Below are 17,879 nucleotides of genomic sequence, written 5' to 3' on the forward strand. Positions count from 1 at the left end.
TTTCTTTTGCGTAACATTACAAACGAGCCAACGAAACAGCGTAACAAAACAGTTGATTCATCTAATGCCGTTTCGTTAGTTGGCTTGTAACGTTAAAACTTTGCGTTACAGATGAAGGAAAGGCTCTCCGCTTGTCGAACAGAGTCATAGGAGGGATGCAGATGTTTCTAGAAGGTTTGAATCTTACCGTAGATACAGGAGGGTTAAATACCATGGCATTAAAGCTAGGAGTATGGGTATTTGCCTTAGGGGTAGCTCTTCTGTTGATTGGAATATTTATACCTTATCGGATACTTCGTCGTATTTTATGGGCTGGTACATCCCTATATGGATTATATATATTTGCTGATTGGATAAGTTAAGTCGTTCATATAGAACGGCTTTTTATTTTGCCTTGGAGGTGGGTGGTGATGTAAATGGCAAAAGATAAGCGAAGGGGCCGTTCCGAGGGAGTGATCCTTTTTGGTATTAAAAAACCAGAATATCAATTAAAGGAGCGGGGCCATGAAGCTGTGCTTTTTTCGTTGGTAGAAAACAAGAGAGGCAGATGCGTGAAAGTTTATCGAGAACGGGACAGGCTACGGTGGGAGCAGAGGAAGTGGAACATGAGGAAGGATAAGAAGACAAAGCATGTCTAATATAAAAACCCGAGTAATAGACTTTATTAAATGTCTATCATTCGGGTTGTGTAATTCAATAGTGAGTTGCTAGGCCTATATAAAGAGTGTTTTATTTTCCGCGACCTTGGTATGCAGGATGATTCTGATACAATACAAATGCACCAAAAGAAACACCGCCAGCTACATTTTGCAATTCTGTTTCGTCTAATTCATATTCATTTCCTTTTAAGTCTGGAAGTACAACCGTTAAATGCGCACCAGCATTATCAACTACCTGTAGTTTGAACCCTTCAGGTAAATCTAAGCCAATTACTTGTTTAACAGCACTTGATGGATTCTCTAACGCGAGCTTACGAAACTCTGCATCCGTAGATGCTTTATCTTGAAATTGTTTTATTGCCTGATTTAATTTTTCGTTATTCCATTCCTATATTCCTCCTCTTACTATTTGAAGTTCACACATTGATTATAGTAAGAAGATGTATATGGAACTGTAATTCAAACTACACATTATTCATTTTTAAATTATTTTCAGTAATATATGTTAGCTTAATTAAGTCGCTCATACCGAGCGGTTTTTTATTTTGATGGGAGGGAATGAGGATGAAACTGGGGCAAAAAATTAGTGATCGGGAAAAACAGAAAAGAATTATTGTGCGGATTGAGGGGGCATACATGACGGAAAATCGACGTTCAACTTATACGGCACTTGAAGAAGTTAACATGTTGTGGGATTTGCAACAGGTATTTGAATTTGACCAGCTCTGGAAAGATGGTTTGACAATAGAAGCGCTGGCTGAGAAATTCGGACGTCATATAGATGATATCGAAATGTTGGCAAAGGACCGGATTAAGAAGGGGAAAATTAATTATCGTAACAAATGGGAAAAAATAATTTTTACAAGAGCGGCTACGTTTACATCAAATACAGACGAATGAGTGACTCCATCGGAATTTTACGAATAGCCCAAGAAAATAAGCCGGTTCTTAAGAAACCGACTATCCTTATGATTTTCCTTTTGCTGCTTCTATTACATTTTTTGCTTTTTGTAAAAGTTCTGGATGATTTTGTGTATATTGGTGGAATGCTTCGGCTAAGATGGTTTGTTGATTTTCTTCTGTTAGATATGCCCATGTTTTCAGTAATTCGAGCATATCTTCTTCAAAACGAAATGTAGCTGGTTTCTTTGCCATTAGTGACGCCCTTTCTTTGCGCGTTCGTATTTTTCTTTAACTTCTTCTAAACGTTGTAATGCTTCTTCTTTTCTATTTTTTGCTTCTCTGTATGTAGTGAATGACAAGCGCGAAACAAATAATACGGCGATAAGGGTAACAATCCAGAACATAGCACATCCTCCTTGCCATTATGGTATATTGGAGGTAAAATAAACATAAGATAAAGGGTAACAGGTTCAGACGCTTTCGCGTCCTCACCTGTTTCTGGTTTAACCCCGGTACCGTCTCCAAACGCGCCGGGGTTTGTGTTTTTCTTCTAGCTCTAATCTCTTCAACTCTAGTTCGATTTCTTTTACTTGTTTGTTAATCTCTGCTGCTTCCTTGTTTAAAGCTGAATTAATGCATGCCGCGGTTGCGGCGATTGTCGCTAGAATCGAAACAACAATTTCACCTATCCCCATTATCTTTTCACCCCCTTTCGGGAGCGGAGGTTTATTTTACCTCCTAAGAATAATATATCATATTTCATTATTTCATGAAATAAATAAATGGTTTTATTTGGTTTAAAATGAAAAAATTTTAGATGAGTCGCATAAGCGGCTCTTTTTTTGTACCTGAAATTCGAACTAGCACCCACTGATTTCCTAACATAGAGATAAGACATTATCTTATGGAGGGATGCCGGATGCAGATGCAGGTAGCGGAAAAGAAGAAGGGACGTCCAAAAGCAGATAAATTCACGTATATAGAACACCAACTTGCTTTATTACCAGATCGGTTCGCATCCGGGTCGCGTACATTACAGGAAGTAGAGGAATTAGCAATATGGGAATACGCGTTGAAAAAGTTAACAATACGACAATGGCTACTGGTTGAATTGCTGTACTTTCAGCGAAAAAGCAAGACGGAAGTTATGTTTCGAATGGGGTGGAAGGACAGTAATTTTCGATTTCACAAGTTTTCTCTTTTGCGTCGTTTGGACGGGATAATAAATAGGACGCGGGAAGAAAAAGAAGAGGAAAGAGAAGAAAAAAAAGATTGTTGGATTTTCACAATGCAAAATGGGAGATGGTATTTTGTTAACAAAAATTAATTTTCTAACAAAAATCGATACCGTTATTGACGGACAAGTTACGATAATAGTATAAGGGTAACAATAGCGATACTTTGACCTTTCTATTTAGTTACTCCAATTCTGCCCAAGTCACCCGTTCACGAGGCTGCTTTCGGGGTCAAACGAAAGATAAACAGTAGGAAAGCATCGGGGCTTCCTCCTGCGGTGGGTGTACCTCCTTTCGACGCTGACCACAAGCGTAAAGGATTGGATCGTGGGGGCTGACCGTCGCCCAAGTAAGGCGGTCGCTTAATTTCCTTCTTCTATGCCATGGTAGCGGCTTTGTAGCTACCTTTTATTTGTGAAGGGAGAGCAAAACAGAAAGGGGAATGATTATGGAAAATGTTAATGTTGTAACTGTAGAACAAATGATTGAAACTAAGGCGCAGTTCGGTATTGGGTTAGCTGTTGATCTTATGAAAGAAGGGTACAAGGTAACTCGTGCTGGATGGAATGGTAAAGGGATGTACGCGGCATATCAAAAAGGATATCCAGACGGAATACCTTGCAATAAACAAACCGCCGAGACATGGGGATTGAATGAAGGGGATTTGTTTAAATGCAGACCTTATCTGCAATTAAAATGTGCAGACGGCACATATGCTATGTGGACGCCAAGCACAAGCGATGTATTGGCAGAAGATTGGATGATCGTTAAGTAGGTTTTAACCAGGCGTATACCTGTTTATATATATTGATTAGCGCACGCCAGGGCTTTTAGTCCGGCGTTAGGCTTCTGAATCTCTCCTGTCTCTATAACATGTAAAGGGACGGCATACCGGTTGAGGATTCGGCGGCCTAACGGTGGATTAAGGATAAGTAAATATATACTACGCAGTAATAACAAAAACACTCAAACATTAGTCAATAAGGAGATTGCTCATGGCTAAATATCGCAAGAAACCAATAGTGGTCGAAGCAGAACATTTTACAGAAGAAAATAAAGATAAGGTTTTTCATTGGATAACTTGCACTTGTGATCCAGCTTTCATAGATGGAAAACCTGTAATTAAAATACAAACACTTGAAGGAGTTATGATTGCAAGCTTAGGTGATTATGTCATTAAAGGCGTAAACGGTGAGTTTTATCCCTGCCGAGAAGATATATTCAAAGCTACATATGAACTGGCAGAAGAATAGTCGCTAAGAGGCGGCTTTTTTATTTATTCGAAAGGGGAATGAGTATGAAGGTATTCTTTGATACCGAATTTACAGGATTGCACAAGAACACAACGCTAATCAGTATAGGATTGGTAGCGGAGGATGGAAGGACGTTTTATGCGGAATCTACAGAGTATGATAAAAGTCAAATCGATGAATGGATACAGAAAAACGTCTTGGATAACCTTCTTTTAAATGATAAAAGGCCGCATTACAACAATGTTGATTGGGACAATGTAAGGATGAAAGATAGTCTTAATCAAATTAGCATTATGTTGAGTCAATGGTTAGCAAAGTTTGAGAAGGTAGAAATGTGGTCTGATTGCTTGGCGTATGATTGGGTGTTGTTCTGTGATTTGTTTGGTCATGCATTTCGTATCCCTAAGAACGTATATTATATCCCATTTGATATATCAACCTTGTTTAAGGTGATGGGCATAGACCCTAATATTAACCGTGAAGAGTATGTAGGGATCACAGGGACTAAGCATAATGCCCTTCATGATGCATTAGTAATTAAAGCGTGTTATGAGAAAATCATGAGTTCTCTATAGAGAGGGCTTTTATTTATCACGGATAGGGGGGAGGGCTATGTAGTGTCTAGAAAGCACAACAAATTAACAGAAGAACAGGAAGCGAAGATTCTTGCCATGTCATCGGAAGGCGTAAGTCAAAGGCAGATTGCCAGAGAATTAGGCATAAGCCCTTCCACTGTAAACAGGGTTGTAAAAGGGCATGGCGTTTCGGAGGACTTGCTCGAACAGTTCGAACGAATCCGAACACAAAAAAAGGAAGAGTTTATAACGAACGCTTTCGATTCTATAAAAGGCGCTCGTTCATTTATGGATAAGAAGATTAAAGCTGCTGATGAAGGGCAGGACAAACTACTACAGGCAATCAGCATGGTCCAATCTTTGATGAAAGACATTAATGCGCTGCTTAAAACCGAACCGGCAACAATTGAGGCACGAAGTCATTTGATGATGCAGGCTACCTTGTATCTAAAAATGACGCAGGACCTTGCAGAAGTAATTAAGGGACTGAAAAAGGTTGCTGGCGTACAGATGGGTGATGTAAATAACTACATCGGCATTTTATCGGATAAGGTGGCAAAGCTGGAGATGCTTGATATTGAGCGTATGAAGGTGAAGCCAAAAAATACAGATGACGATGACGACGATGATTTAGGGGATGATTTCTTGTGATTGAAATCGCCCATGAAATTAAAGAAAAGATTCGTCGGTTCGCTAAAAAGAGGGGCCGGGAAAAAGCCTTACAGCTTATCGATATCATAGAGGATTTTGAACAATTTTGCGCACGTTGCTTACGTATTAAGACGAAAGAGGGCGGTATTGTTCCGCTTATTCTGAATGATGCACAAAAGAAGCTAGTAGAAACGGTATTCAAACAACTTCTCAAAGGTAAGCCGGTACGTATCATTATCCTCAAAGCGCGACAAATGGGATTCAGTACAACAGCAGAGGCGATTGTCTACTATTTTTCGTCGTTAACAGAAGCGCGTAATAGTAAGATTGTTGCGCATGACAATGCAGCAGCCAGTAACTTGTACGATATGTTTAAAACATACTATGAGAACGTACCAGGTGTTGTAAGGCCAATGCGTAAATATGATAACGCAAAGAAGATGACATTCGAGAATCCGACAAAGGATCGGGCGGCAAAGCGGAAGAAACCGGGGCTTAATTCGAAAATTACAGTAGAGTCCGCCCAAGCGCCAACAATGGGCCGTTCTGATACGATTCACTACCTGCACATTTCGGAACTGGCACACTGGCCTGAATCAAAAAAACAAAAGCATTTACTAGCGCTTAATCAGGCGCTTTCCGATGCACCAGGTACGATTTGTATTATCGAGAGCACAGCCAATGGTATTGGGGAACCGTATCACCGGCAATGGGAAGAAGCGGTTAACGGTCAGAGCAGTTATATCCCTTTATTCTTTGCTTGGCATGAGTTTCCGAGTTATCGTATGGACTTTGAAAATAAAGAAGAACTTCATGCTTTCATTGAATCGATGGATGCAACGGAGAAGGAGTTGCAGCAACGGTTTAACTTAACCGCGGAGCAGCTTAAATGGCGTCGGCGCACTATCATCGACAAGTGTAACAATGATGTAAAGCAATTCCAGCAGGAGTATCCATCTTTTCCGGAAGAAGCGTTTCTTGTATCCGGTCGCCCTATATTCAACCAGGAACAAATACAACATGATATCCTGCATGCGCCGGACCCCATACGAAAAGATTTTGATGATCGATTATGGATATGGGAAGAACCGCAGCCGGGTGAGAAATATGAAATCGGTAGTGATGTGGCAGAAGGGTTGGACGAAGATGAAAATGACGCTTCAACAGCCGTTGTATTCAAGCGAAGAACGGGTGAGATTGTCGCAACGCTGCAATGTTGGGAAGAACCATTCGACCACGCTAGGTTATTGGATAAACTCGGAAGAATGTACAACAATGCGAAACTGGCACCCGAAAGGAATAATCATGGTCATGCGGTCCTTTTGGCGCTCATGGAAATCTTCCGATATCCGAACCTATACACGCATCGGGATTATGACCAAAAGGGAAATCTGCTGGAGAAAGAGGGCTTTCCTACCACACAGAAGACACGGCCACAGATTGTAGAAGATTACCGCACAGCTTATAAAGACGGATTAATCAAGATTCCTTGTCGCCGTTTGCTTGGTGAAATGCGTACCTTTGTAAAACGAAGAGGAAAGGCGCAGCACCAGGAAGGGTGCCGTGATGATATTCTGCTTGCTGCAATGATCGGGTGGTTTATTCGTGGCGTTGCCCTTGAAAGTGAACCGATCGTTCCAGGCGGTTTACATAACACGCCAAAGCATGATTTCGATAAGGAATCAGGCCGTGATGAATATGACGATGACAGATCAAGATATCGCGGGCCAAGTCTTTGATAGGGAGGAACACACATGGAATGGATTGTTATAGCAGGCATAACGATTCAAACAATTGTTTTGCTTGCCGTATACGCGGAAGTAAAAGAGAGGAACAAAGGCAGCCAGATAGACGACCGCAAAATTGAATATGAGAACCTTCCGGGTGAAGATGATACACCGGAAATGGAAGATAAACCAAAGCGGCAACGCAGTTTTTTTGCATAGATGAGAAGCAAAAAGAAAGGGAGGGATCATGATGCCACCAAAAAGGAAAGTAGAAGAACAGGTACAGCCTACCATTCCACTATCTGCTTTGCCATCAGAAGTACGTTTGTTGAAAGATGATATGCCGATCCGATTGTATGTGTTCGGGAAAAAGCAAGGTGATCAATTCATCATTACAAGTGCGGAGCTGGATAGATAATGAGAACGAAAGAGGAAGCAGTAGAGCGCTGCTATCGATGGTTTGACTTGGACCGTAATGCAAAAGATGAGTATACCCGTGAGATGCAGGAGATGTATAAGCTCTATAAAAGCGATCACTGGGATCTGCTTGGGCCGAATGGAATACCGTTGCGTAATGATGAACAAAAACAAGGACGGCCTAACGTGGTCGAAAATGTCTCGTTTGCATTGATTGAAAGTTTGGTTGCTGAGTTCTCACAAGATGTAGAGCTTACCGATATGCCGGTTGAAGAGGGCGACGAAGATGCAGCAAACATTATGTCAGAGCTGAAACAGTTCATTGGGTACAAAAATCGAATTACGGCCGAGCGGGAGCGTTGGCTACGCAACTTTTTCTTGTATGGTACGGGAATCTGGCACCAATACTGGGATGAATACTGGCAGGGCGGACGCGGGCCGAATCGTTGGAAGGGTGATATTCGATGGGAGGTCACACATCCCCAATCATTCTTTGTTGATGGTCGTTGTAAAACGGATGATATTAATGACGGTAGGCGGGTCCATAAAGCGATTTACCGTACCACAGAAGATGTTGAGGAACGATATGGAGTAAAGGATCTCCAATTTGACACACAACGAGCAGATATGATGGTTGAAGAGGATGACCTTGATATATCGAATTTGGATGATGAGGGGCAAGTGCTTGTTGTAGAAACATGGTATCGCGGTCGACCAATGATTTTGGATGATGGAGAAGAGGACGAAGGACCAGGACTCCATGTGATATGGTGGTGCGGTGACAGCCAGCAAGTGTATCTCAAACATGCAAACTATGTGTATTACGATCCGGGCGAAGATGCGAAGTTTCCGTTTGTTGTACGCCAATGTTACCCGCGAGAAAACAGTCCGTGGGGGTTTGGGGAAGCTTACTTCCTTAAATCGCCGCAGATCGTTCTTAATAAAACGAGTGAAATGATTCTCGAAGCAAACATGCACGGGGCGTTTGGGCAAACATTCTACAAAGAAGATGCGGTTTCAGAGAAGCAGCGGGATTATATCGAGAATTATGGCACTATTCCTGGTATGTGGTTCCCTACCAATAACCCGCAGAATATTCAACGTGTATATGGACAAGGCGCTCCGGCATCATTAACTGCTGAAACCGGACGGATTGAAAAGACAATGCAGACAATCGTTGGCCGCTTTGACATATCGCAGGGGAAGGCGCCGGGTTCCATAACTGCGTTCCGGGCATTAGACTTGCTTGCACAACGGGCGCAGGTGCGATTACGAAGTAAGGAAATGTCTATGATGACTGCCTATGAAGAGGTAGGTATACAGATAAACAACCTGATTAGCCGTTTTTATGAAGAAAAGCGGGCCTATCGTCTGCTTGGACAAGGTGAGGACGGAAAAAGAATCAAATACGGTATGTTTGCTGTCCAAGACATTCAAAAGGTATATGACTACAATACCGGCAGCGTAATGCCGCTAAAAGAGTTTATGCCAGAAGAAGGCATGGTAGAAGGCGAAGACTATGAGGTCTATTCGCCAGAGTTTGACGTGAGATGCGGTATCACAACCACGATGCCGACGGATCGTGCTTTCTATATGGAGATGGCAAAAGAATTGTACTCTAGCGGGGCCATCGATGGGGAAATTTTCTACTATGTCATGGAACATGGTAAGTTTCCGCCGTGGACCCATATGATACAGCAAGAACGTGAGAAAAAAGAAATGATGCAGCAGCAGGCAATGATGGCCCAACAACAAGCAATGGGCGGTGGGGTACCACCGGCAACACAACCATATATTCCACCGGGTTCCGACCCGAAGGCGGACATTGACGCGCAAGCGCAAGCAGCCTATGAAAATACAGCGGCAGTCTTGGAACGCATTGCACAAGAGAATCCAGAAATAATGGATGAACTGGAACAAATGACACCAGAAGCACGGGCAACTACGTTGCAACGGATTCAAGAACAGTTAGGAGGTGGAGCACAATGAAGGAGCTCTTCTATGTTGTAGTCCTGGATCATGAGGATAATGTAATCGACAGAGTGAAAACCGTTGGATTCCCGAAAGAAGAAGAGATCGATGCTGCTTTAGATCGTAACATCAGCATGGGATATAACCCAGAAGATATTACAGCTAAGGTGGATAAACGATACGGAAAAGAATAAAAGATGAAGTGAAATTATATAAAATAAGAATAAATGTTCCTGTTTTTGCTCATCTGCCACCAATTTTATACTTTGTGGATTGAATCAAGTCCTTTATGAAGTCGCTCCTAGGAGTGGCTTTTTTGATGGTCTTTTTTACATGCTGCAGACCACATAAAGAACAGCAAAGGATCGTCCATGTGACGTTAAACACGGAGGATGAAATGGAGAAAGAAAAGCTGTACCTGCCAATGCACCTACAATTTTTTGCTGATGATGAAAGCGATGTAGATGACGATCCGAACGATCTGGATGACGATGTGATTGATGAAGACGAACTGGACGATGAAACAGACACGGAAATCGATGAGAACCAGGAAGATGATGTAGAAGAAGATTCAGAAGAACCGGAGGATGAAAAGGAAAAAGAGGAACCGGAAGTAGTCGAGTTTACCCCAGCGCAGCAGAGAAAGATTGATCAAATTGTCCAGCAGCGACTAGGACGGAACAACAACGAATATGCACGCCTAGTCCGTGAGCTGGAGCGTTCAACTGGCATGGACATTCATCAAGTCATGGATACGTTGCGACAGAACAAGATTGAAGAGCTGATCGATAACGGAATGTCAGAGGAAGATGCAAAAAAGCTGGTTGATAAAGATCGGCAGCTTGCGGAGATGGAAGAAAAGCAAGCTGCATTCGAACAGCAACAGCGGGAGTTCATCTATAGTCAGCAAAAGGCTGAACTAATCAAGAATCCGCACATCAAAAAGTATGAAGCGGAAATCGATGCATTCTCTCAGCATGGTAATTTTACTGACTTTGACACAGCAGCTCGATATGTCATCGGTTCTAAAGTGCTTGACGGTGAATTGTTGGATGGTGTGCGGCAAGGTGCAGAAAAGAGGGCGTTGGCAATGTCAAATAAGCGACAAAAGGTATCAGCAGAAAAAGGAAGAACGTCGGGCGGAAAGTCAGACGTTACGCTTTCTAAGCAAGCGCGCGCTATGGCTGCAAACTTTGGCCTTGATCCGAAAGAGGTAGCCAAGGCGCAAGAACGTATCGCAAAAGAACGCGGGAAAAGGAAGTGATTGAATTGGCAACAACATATGGATTTGAATTTATCCGTAATACTGCAATGGTAGACGCGAATCCACGGTCATATACGCTTAAAACAGGTGAATCGTTCAAGCGGGGCGATTTAGTTACAATTGATGCAAATGGAAATATCACGAAAGCCAATGACACAACGAAGGATAATGTAGTTGGTGTAATGGCGACTTCCATTTCTTCAGCAAAGGCCGGAGAAACCGGTCCTGTTTATGATGAGCCAGGTAACATTTATCGTGTGTCGTATACCGGCGCAGATGTGACAGCCAATACGGTAGGGATTGGACTGAAAAGCTCTCGCTTAGTAGATACGGCAGTAGTGGATGGGCCACTGGCTGTACATGCGATCGATACAAACAAAAAAACAATGGACGTTTCTATTGTGAAGCGTCTATTCAACTAGGAGTGATATAGATGGGTTTCATTACACCAGAATGGGTAGAACTGCTTGAACCGAACTTGCGTGTTATTTTTGATAAAAACATGAAGGCGCACAAAGATTATGTGAATACCATTTATAACGTAGAGGGTTCGAAAAAAGCACAAGAAACGAATCTCGGAATGGGTAACATTGGTTTGATGGAAGAATGGGAACAGAGCGGAAGCCAAGTGGCCTACGAGGACGTAAACAAAGGCTTCACATCAACATATCGTCACAGAAAATATTCTAAAGGATTAAAGGTTGAACGTGAACTGGTTGAAGACGATCAATACGGAGAGATTAAAAAACGTGTTCGATTACTTACAACTTCTGTACACCGTACACGCCAAGTTCATGCGGCATCTCCGTTTAATTTCGCATTTGGTGGCGGTATGGTTGGTCCTGATGGCAAGCCACTATGTGCAACCGATCACCCAATTGCCCCAGGTTCAACGGATACATTTAAAAACGCCGGTAATAAGGAATTAAATGCAACTAGCGTAGAGGAAACTCGTGCAGAGATGCGCCGCTGGACCGATGACAAAGGCAATTTACTTGTTGTCGAGCCGGATACACTTATTGTTCCCGGAGAATTACGTAAAGCAGCGTTGGTTATTGCGGATACAGAAAAAGAACCGGATACAAACGAAAATAATATCAACATTTGGAAAGGTTCGCTCAATGTAATTGAGTGGCCGTTCCTTACTGATCCGAAAGCATGGTTTATGGTGGACTCCGAACGAATGAAGTCATTCCTTAATTGGTATGACCGCCGCAAAGCGAAGCTAGAAAGTGAAAATATTTTTGATACGGAAGTGGCGAAGTACAAAACGGTTGTTCGCTTTTCCTACGGTTGGGATGACCCAAGTTTTATCTATGGCCATAAACCTTCTTAATGGCTGCGTAGACGACAGCCCTGGTATTTTACCGGGGCTTTTTTTATAAGGATGTGATGCGCATGAACATAGCAGAGATTAAGGTGCGTGCCGAACAGCTTTTAAGTGAATCAATCGAAGATACGGATGCTATCGATTGGGTGAATGATTGTATACATGAGATGGGTGAGAAGGTATGGCCGGAGAAAAACATGTCATTTGTTGCGGAAGCGGGTCATGTTTACATTCTGCCGAACGATTTTGTTTCGGTGATTGCTTTAACGAAAGATGGGCGCCCGTATCGTAGATACATCATACGAAACGATAAGCTGCTATTCCCTGATAGCGGAACGTATGATCTGGCTTATCGAAGTTATTTTAAACGGCTTGAAAGTGTCGAGGATGAAATAAGTCTATCACCTATGTATATGCTTCCGATGGTCAAATATCTTATGTCTTGTCAGCTCGTTCAGAATGGTGAGGTAGAAATGAGCATGAAATGGGAATCGGAGTTCAGACAAGGAATTTCCGATCTTAAAAGTACAGTGGAATACAAAAACAAGCCATTCCGCGTAAAAACTAATTTTTGAATGGTGGTGGAAAGATTGACACACACCTTACATGATTATCCGTTTGGTCCACCGAGTACAAAGCCTGAAAATAAGCGGTATATATCCGCTGGAGTTAATGAGGGACAAGTGGTGTATCTGGACCGGAGGAACACTGTAGCTGCCGCCAATGCGTTAAATGAAACACATGCGGGCCGAGTAGTTGGTATCGCGCTGGAAACGCGGAGCGGAGGGAAAAGTATAGAGGTTGCTATCTCCGGTTCTGTTACACATGCAAAGTGGAAACTAACGCCAGGAGCAAAGTGCTTTGTTTCGTCAGGAGGAATGATTTCACATGATCCGCCGTCAGTGGGATTCGTGCAGCGTATTGGGGTAGCAGAAAACGAGCAGACGATACTATTACAGATCGGTGAGCCGGTCGTACTTGGAGGTTGATGATATGAAAATCATTACAATAGGAAAAAACGGGGTACAGGAAGCGGTAAATCCGGTAGTTTCCAGTGCAGGGGCGGCTGACAAAGGGAAGCCAGTCGGCTTAGATGAAACAGGAAAACTTGATCCAACGGTGATGCCTTCCGGCCTTGGGGCAACCACATACGTTGCACCTGCTTACGAAGCGTTGTCGGCGGGTGACTTTGTAAATATTTTTGATGATGCTGGAACGACAAAGATACGTTTGGCTGATGCGCAAAGTGCGACAAGGATCGCTCATGGATTTGTAAAAAATTCAGTAGCCGCAGGCGGGAATGCATCCGTCTACTTGGAAGGAGAAAACGATAAATTATCAGGATTAACAGTGGGGAGTGAATACTTCCTAGATTTTGATGAAAAAGGAAAAGCGGTAACGAATCCAAATGTATACCCTGGACTTGTGGTACAAAATCTTGGGTTCGCCTTATCTACAACTACGATTCTATTTAAGAGAGGAAAAGGAATTATCATTAAATAAATCCTGTTTTCTGGATTTTTAGGCGGTGAAGAGATGGCACAACCAATTCGAGACTTACCTATCGGAAGTAAAATTTATTTTGGGTCATATCGAGTAGAAAAAAGCAGAAAAGAACCTATTATATGGACGGTTGCGGCAAAAAATCATCCTGGATACCCCGATAATTCTGTGACGCTTTTAAGCGAATATATCATCGATCTTCATGGAATGGATGCCCAAGAACCTAATAACCCAATTGGAAATAGTGATTATACTCTTTCGAATATTCGGCAATGGTTAAATGTATTTGGTGAAGAATGGTTTGAACCTACACACGAACATGATACAGAACCTACAGTTGAAAACTTTGCGACACATTCGGGGTACAGTCATACACTTGGGTTCCTATCTAGTTTTACAGAAAAGGAGAACAATACAATACTGTACACAGATTTAAGCGTTATAAAAAACGATGGCATTGAAAAAATACAAGACAAAGTATTTTTGCTATCTCAATCAGAGATAGATCCGCTCAATACAGAAGAAGGAAGCGTATTAGAGTTATTTTCAAACGCAACTGACGATTCCCGTAAAGCTTTTATTACTTGGCAAGCTGTAATGAACACAACTTCTTCAGTTAATCCTCTTGAGGGGATGGTATATACAGCTTGGTCTTTACGAACACCAGAAAAAAATACACCGGGCAGACATAAAACTGTTGAGTTTTATGGCGGTATCAGTAACCAATCTGCAAATTGGGATTGTGGTATACGTCCAGCTATGAATGTAGATGATTCGCTCATGGCATCTGATTTTCCGGATGAAAATGGCATCTTTACTGTAGAAGATACTCATAAATTACTTATGCTTAATAAAAATGATGGTGCAATCGAAGCAACTGAAATACCGGATCGAAGAGAAGCTGATGTACCGAAATGGGAAATGATTACACTGTCAGAAGGATGGAGAGATAAATCTTACTTTAACCATGGAGTAACATCTTGCAGTAAGGATAATAATGGAATGGTTCATTTACGAGGAAAAATCTATAAAGGAACCACAACAGATGGAACCATCATTTTTACATTGAAAAAAGAGTATCGCCCTGTATTTGATATCTCTGTTTTTGCTGTTAGCGGAGCAGATGAAAATAGTGCTGAGATTACAGAATTACGTATTAATCGAAAGGGTGAAGTCTCTATTTATCGGGCAAAATCAGGCTATTTGTGGCTAACCGGGATTTCTTTCCCTGCGTTTTAGAGGTGTTACTATGAAAGTAAACGAAATAATTGACCTGGCACAACTCCAATCGGAAGAAGTGTATGACGAACCAACCTGGATCGATTACATTAACTTAGCATTGGATGATCTTACTCCGGCTGCCTATTTTCTTCGTTCAAAAGAAGGGATACCTATTACATTAACAGGCGGCAACGCAGAGATCGATTTACTCGCGGATCAGGATTTAAAACATCAACATCAAATCATTAGTGTGTACTTTACTGAGACGCAACCAGACAGTAAATCCATGCGTCAGTTGCGGATGCTTTCTTTCACTAATAATGCAACTGAAGGCTGGAAGATCATAGATAACAAATTGAAGTTACAAAAAATAAAATCGGCCGATGCGGGAACATGTCGAATTGACTTTTATTCCAAGCTCGGACATGTATCTTCTGTTGAAGATGATATTGAACTTGTGGCTGGGCTTCCTGAACAGTTCCATCACCTTCTTGTTGATTATATGTGTGCGAAGTCTCAACAAAAAGAGGAAGAGTTAGACGATAAAAATGACTTCTATAATGACTATCTAATGAACAAACGGATTTTTACGCTTGAACAAAAAATTAAGCTGGAACCACATAAAAGAAAGCGATACGAAAAGATGATTATGCAGCTACAAGCAGGCGGTGGTAATGGCTAATGGAAAAGCAACCAATTGACATTACGAAATTCGGGGGTATCAATAAACTCCATACCCGTGAACTTGGTCAGGCGTCGATCGGGAAAAATTTTTGGACGAAAAGCGGCTCTCTCGTTACACGGGAGGGCTGTTCATATTTAGGGCCTTCCTTCTCTTCGCCTATAAAGAGTATGCATACAGGTGGAACGATAAATACACAACAAAAGCTTTTTGTTGAAGTAGAAAATTCACTATATCTTGTAGATGATAGTAACAAAACAGTTGTTCGTTCTGGATTGTCTGGACCTCCCCTGGATAGTGTGCAGTATTCACAATTCATTATATTCGGGAATGGAAATCAAATGTTTAGCTATGATTTGAAAACTGGAACAACGGAAGATTTGAAAAACATCAGCAAACGGGAGAATGGCAATGATGTAATTTCATCTTCTCCGGTACCCTCTATGTCTCGTTTTCTTTCGTATCGGAAATACTTGTTCGGCTTTGCACCAGAAAAGGAAAACGGAAATAAAATTTATTTCAATGGTCCGTTGCTGGACCAAGACGGTGCTGATTTAGGGATGAATAAAGATGTATGGCCCCCTGACCATTCACTTGCAATCGGAAGTAGTGAGGGTACCAGCATCATCGAAGCCATTCCGTTTAATACACACCTATTCCTTTTAACGCGCCGGAATAGCTGGCGTATATACGGGTATAGCAAAGACAATTTCGAAGTCAATACGGGAGGAAGTGTTGGTGTATATGGCACTGGTCTTGCTCAACTTGTCGGGGAAATCATTATATGGGTAGGTAACGACAAGCGAGTGTATGCTTATTCTGGTTCTGACACATACCCGATTAGTCAGCAGATTGATGAATTACTATATGACAAAGATATGGGTAGTGCATTTACACATACAGACGGCGTTCGGTTTTGGCTTGTGTTCCCCAGTAATCCTACTGTTTGCTTTGTATTCGACTTATTAGAGAAGAATTGGTACATCCATGAGTTCCCTTTTCGTATTAAGAGTGCAGTTGCTTACTACGGAGTGGAACAGTTCTTATATTTTGGAACTGAAGATGGACGTATCATAAAACTCGCCGGTGAAGGTGACGACGCAGGAACACCAATCGAAACGGAATTTATGATTGGTCCGTTTGATTTAGAATCTAGGAAAGTAAAAGTTAAATCTCTTTGGATAAACAGTGAAGCAAGAAATGATTTCAATTTAACTGTTCTTCCATTCGTAGACGATGAATCCCGTACATTTAAACCCATTCCTTTGCAGGTAAAAAAAGGAGAACAGAAGTCGCAACGTGTGCGTATGTCTGGCGTGAAGGGGTGGAATATCTCACTGAAAATCACATCCAAAGAGCGGATTAGCGAATTGCAAAAATTAACCTTATCTGTAGTGGCTAGGGGAGTGAAATAATGCCAATCGTTCAACTGAACAGCGTTGGATATGATACTACCCAGGACTTACGACGATTGATCGATAAGTACAATGAGAACTTTCGACAGCTAGATTGGCTTCTAAATCAAAAGAAACTCGATGGACAAAACCTAAGCCCCCAATTTTATGAAACAATCGTCGAAAGCCCTGATATTATGGACGCTATTCAAAAAGCAATAGAAGCAGCGCTTGCTAGTCTTGGAGCGTCTAGTATTCAATCATTGAACTTAAATGATGCGTATATCGGAGTTCCGTACAGCCAAATGCTTTCAGTGCCTACAAATGAAGCAGCTACATGGGAAATTGTAGATGGCGATCTACCATCCGGTATTGAGTTAGCGGAAACGGGCGAACTTACAGGGACGCCAACTGGACCGCTTGATGAAAATGGAATCCCTATTCCGATCCCTGATGATATGTACAAAGTATCAAGTCATATGTTTGCGGTATATGCTACAACATCGGTATCTGAGTATTTCGGTGTCTTTTATATCGATTTATGCCGGAAACCTGGAACGGGGGCCGGAAATGGCGGAATAGAAAAAGATCCGTTTCGAGTTGTTAATCTTCCTAGTGGCATTCAAGGTGTTTACTATAAATGGACCATACAGTTTTCTTATGGAAATAATCAAAAGATAAAATCTGTAACTGTGACCAATGGAAAGTTACCTACGGGTATCTCTATTGGATTCAATAATGGGAAAATCGGAGAGATCATACTTAACGGTCGTCCTACAGGGGAACCAGACTATGTATCATTCGATTATCCTTTTACCATTAATGTATTAGTTGAAGATAGCGTAACAAAAGAAACAAAAACCTATTCTCAAAGTTATGAAATAACTATAAATCGAATTTCAACCAATACCGAAATACCGAAAATGTCAAAAATATCAATTTCCGAACTGGCTTGCACAATCACTTTTGAGAATGGAAACAATCGAACGCTGTTTTTTTCCAGAGACGGGTTAGGGAGAATCAATAAAATAACAAGCGATCCTGAGGATCAATTCTTTGGCAAAAAATTAATTATAGAATATCCGGAGATGTAA

Annotated in this window: 27 protein-coding genes; 23 read left to right on the forward strand and 4 right to left on the reverse strand. The window is 41.8% G+C overall.

Annotation, left to right across the window (positions count from 1 at the left end; genetic code table 11):
* The first annotated feature begins 161 nt into the window (after positions 1-161).
* Complete coding sequence (locus tag AF333_RS10495; protein ID WP_043064922.1) at positions 162-362, forward strand: hypothetical protein; 201 nt, start codon at positions 162-164, stop codon at positions 360-362.
* Positions 363-416: 54 nt separating this feature from the next.
* Positions 417-638, forward strand: coding sequence for a hypothetical protein (locus AF333_RS34940; protein ID WP_043064923.1), 222 nt, complete (start codon positions 417-419; stop codon positions 636-638).
* A 91-nt stretch (positions 639-729) separates the two neighbouring features.
* Here the strand turns inward: AF333_RS34940 and AF333_RS37395 are convergent, their stop codons facing one another.
* Complete coding sequence (locus tag AF333_RS37395) at positions 730-1,017, reverse strand: NHLP leader peptide family RiPP precursor (protein ID WP_081003370.1); 288 nt, start codon at positions 1,015-1,017, stop codon at positions 730-732.
* A gap of 206 nt (positions 1,018-1,223) precedes the next feature.
* On the opposite strand from AF333_RS37395, the gene AF333_RS10505 reads away from it, so the two are divergent.
* A complete protein-coding gene (locus AF333_RS10505; protein WP_043064925.1) occupies positions 1,224-1,559 on the forward strand; it encodes a hypothetical protein in 336 nt (111 codons plus the stop codon).
* A 66-nt stretch (positions 1,560-1,625) separates the two neighbouring features.
* Here AF333_RS10505 and AF333_RS10510 read toward each other — a convergent pair whose 3' ends face one another.
* The 3 genes from AF333_RS10510 to AF333_RS10515 all read right to left on the reverse strand — a co-directional run bounded on the left by AF333_RS10510 (position 1,626) and on the right by AF333_RS10515 (position 2,257).
* Positions 1,626-1,814: a hypothetical protein gene (locus tag AF333_RS10510; RefSeq protein WP_043064926.1), complete on the reverse strand. Its 189-nt coding sequence runs from the start codon at positions 1,812-1,814 to the stop codon at positions 1,626-1,628.
* Positions 1,814-1,966, reverse strand: a complete 153-nt coding sequence (locus AF333_RS33560; RefSeq protein ID WP_158502335.1) for a hypothetical protein — start codon at positions 1,964-1,966, stop codon at positions 1,814-1,816. Before AF333_RS33560 ends, AF333_RS10510 begins: the two co-directional genes overlap by 1 nt.
* A 99-nt stretch (positions 1,967-2,065) precedes the next feature.
* A complete protein-coding gene (locus tag AF333_RS10515; RefSeq protein ID WP_043064927.1) occupies positions 2,066-2,257 on the reverse strand; it encodes a hypothetical protein in 192 nt (63 codons plus the stop codon).
* Positions 2,258-2,481: 224 nt separating this feature from the next.
* Between AF333_RS10515 and AF333_RS10520 the strand changes: the two genes are divergently transcribed.
* The 20 genes from AF333_RS10520 to AF333_RS10610 all read left to right on the forward strand — a co-directional run bounded on the left by AF333_RS10520 (position 2,482) and on the right by AF333_RS10610 (position 17,879).
* Positions 2,482-2,889 (forward strand): hypothetical protein, encoded by a 408-nt coding sequence (locus AF333_RS10520; protein ID WP_043064928.1) that lies wholly within the window; start codon positions 2,482-2,484, stop codon positions 2,887-2,889.
* 389 nt (positions 2,890-3,278) lie between these two features.
* Complete coding sequence (locus AF333_RS10525; RefSeq protein ID WP_043064954.1) at positions 3,279-3,572, forward strand: DUF2829 domain-containing protein; 294 nt, start codon at positions 3,279-3,281, stop codon at positions 3,570-3,572.
* Between the two features lie 220 nt (positions 3,573-3,792).
* Positions 3,793-4,050, forward strand: a complete 258-nt coding sequence (locus AF333_RS10530; protein ID WP_043064929.1) for a hypothetical protein — start codon at positions 3,793-3,795, stop codon at positions 4,048-4,050.
* A gap of 44 nt (positions 4,051-4,094) precedes the next feature.
* Positions 4,095-4,625 carry a 3'-5' exoribonuclease domain-containing protein gene (locus AF333_RS10535; RefSeq protein WP_043064930.1) on the forward strand — a complete coding sequence of 177 codons (531 nt, stop codon included), beginning with the start codon at positions 4,095-4,097 and terminating at the stop codon, positions 4,623-4,625.
* 42 nt (positions 4,626-4,667) lie between these two features.
* Positions 4,668-5,276, forward strand: a complete 609-nt coding sequence (locus tag AF333_RS10540; RefSeq protein ID WP_043064931.1) for a helix-turn-helix domain-containing protein — start codon at positions 4,668-4,670, stop codon at positions 5,274-5,276.
* Positions 5,273-7,015, forward strand: a complete 1,743-nt coding sequence (locus tag AF333_RS10545) for a hypothetical protein (protein WP_052811894.1) — start codon at positions 5,273-5,275, stop codon at positions 7,013-7,015. Before AF333_RS10540 ends, AF333_RS10545 begins: the two co-directional genes overlap by 4 nt.
* 15 nt (positions 7,016-7,030) lie before the next feature.
* On the forward strand, positions 7,031-7,222 hold the full coding sequence (locus AF333_RS10550; RefSeq protein ID WP_043064932.1) for a hypothetical protein: 192 nt from the start codon (positions 7,031-7,033) through the stop codon (positions 7,220-7,222).
* Between the two features lie 31 nt (positions 7,223-7,253).
* Positions 7,254-7,421 (forward strand): hypothetical protein, encoded by a 168-nt coding sequence (locus tag AF333_RS33565; protein ID WP_158502337.1) that lies wholly within the window; start codon positions 7,254-7,256, stop codon positions 7,419-7,421.
* Positions 7,421-9,409, forward strand: coding sequence for a portal protein (locus AF333_RS10555; RefSeq protein ID WP_043064933.1), 1,989 nt, complete (start codon positions 7,421-7,423; stop codon positions 9,407-9,409). Before AF333_RS33565 ends, AF333_RS10555 begins: the two co-directional genes overlap by 1 nt.
* Complete coding sequence (locus AF333_RS10560; protein ID WP_043064934.1) at positions 9,406-9,585, forward strand: hypothetical protein; 180 nt, start codon at positions 9,406-9,408, stop codon at positions 9,583-9,585. The genes AF333_RS10555 and AF333_RS10560 overlap by 4 nt, the downstream gene beginning before the upstream one ends.
* Positions 9,586-9,764: 179 nt before the next feature.
* On the forward strand, positions 9,765-10,655 hold the full coding sequence (locus AF333_RS32685) for a hypothetical protein (RefSeq protein ID WP_175537473.1): 891 nt from the start codon (positions 9,765-9,767) through the stop codon (positions 10,653-10,655).
* A 5-nt stretch (positions 10,656-10,660) separates the two neighbouring features.
* The gene (locus AF333_RS10570) at positions 10,661-11,077 is read left to right on the forward strand and encodes a hypothetical protein (RefSeq protein ID WP_043064936.1); all 417 of its coding nucleotides are present in this window, start codon (positions 10,661-10,663) and stop codon (positions 11,075-11,077) included.
* A gap of 11 nt (positions 11,078-11,088) precedes the next feature.
* Positions 11,089-11,991, forward strand: coding sequence for a Mu-like prophage major head subunit gpT family protein (locus tag AF333_RS10575; RefSeq protein WP_052811897.1), 903 nt, complete (start codon positions 11,089-11,091; stop codon positions 11,989-11,991).
* Positions 11,992-12,053: 62 nt separating this feature from the next.
* Positions 12,054-12,560, forward strand: coding sequence for a phage adaptor protein (locus AF333_RS10580; RefSeq protein ID WP_043064937.1), 507 nt, complete (start codon positions 12,054-12,056; stop codon positions 12,558-12,560).
* A gap of 15 nt (positions 12,561-12,575) precedes the next feature.
* Complete coding sequence (locus AF333_RS10585) at positions 12,576-12,974, forward strand: hypothetical protein (RefSeq protein WP_043064938.1); 399 nt, start codon at positions 12,576-12,578, stop codon at positions 12,972-12,974.
* 4 nt (positions 12,975-12,978) lie between these two features.
* Positions 12,979-13,488 carry a hypothetical protein gene (locus AF333_RS10590; protein ID WP_043064939.1) on the forward strand — a complete coding sequence of 170 codons (510 nt, stop codon included), beginning with the start codon at positions 12,979-12,981 and terminating at the stop codon, positions 13,486-13,488.
* A 33-nt stretch (positions 13,489-13,521) separates the two neighbouring features.
* Positions 13,522-14,727, forward strand: a complete 1,206-nt coding sequence (locus AF333_RS10595; protein WP_043064940.1) for a DUF6273 domain-containing protein — start codon at positions 13,522-13,524, stop codon at positions 14,725-14,727.
* Positions 14,728-14,737: 10 nt separating this feature from the next.
* A complete protein-coding gene (locus AF333_RS10600) occupies positions 14,738-15,391 on the forward strand; it encodes a phage adaptor protein (RefSeq protein ID WP_043064941.1) in 654 nt (217 codons plus the stop codon).
* Entirely contained in the window at positions 15,391-16,806 is a 1,416-nt protein-coding gene (locus AF333_RS10605) for a hypothetical protein (protein WP_043064942.1), read from the forward strand. Before AF333_RS10600 ends, AF333_RS10605 begins: the two co-directional genes overlap by 1 nt.
* Positions 16,806-17,879 (forward strand): hypothetical protein, encoded by a 1,074-nt coding sequence (locus tag AF333_RS10610; protein ID WP_043064943.1) that lies wholly within the window; start codon positions 16,806-16,808, stop codon positions 17,877-17,879. The genes AF333_RS10605 and AF333_RS10610 overlap by 1 nt, the downstream gene beginning before the upstream one ends.

It is taken from the genome of Aneurinibacillus migulanus (assembly GCF_001274715.1).
Taxonomy (GTDB): domain Bacteria; phylum Bacillota; class Bacilli; order Aneurinibacillales; family Aneurinibacillaceae; genus Aneurinibacillus; species Aneurinibacillus migulanus.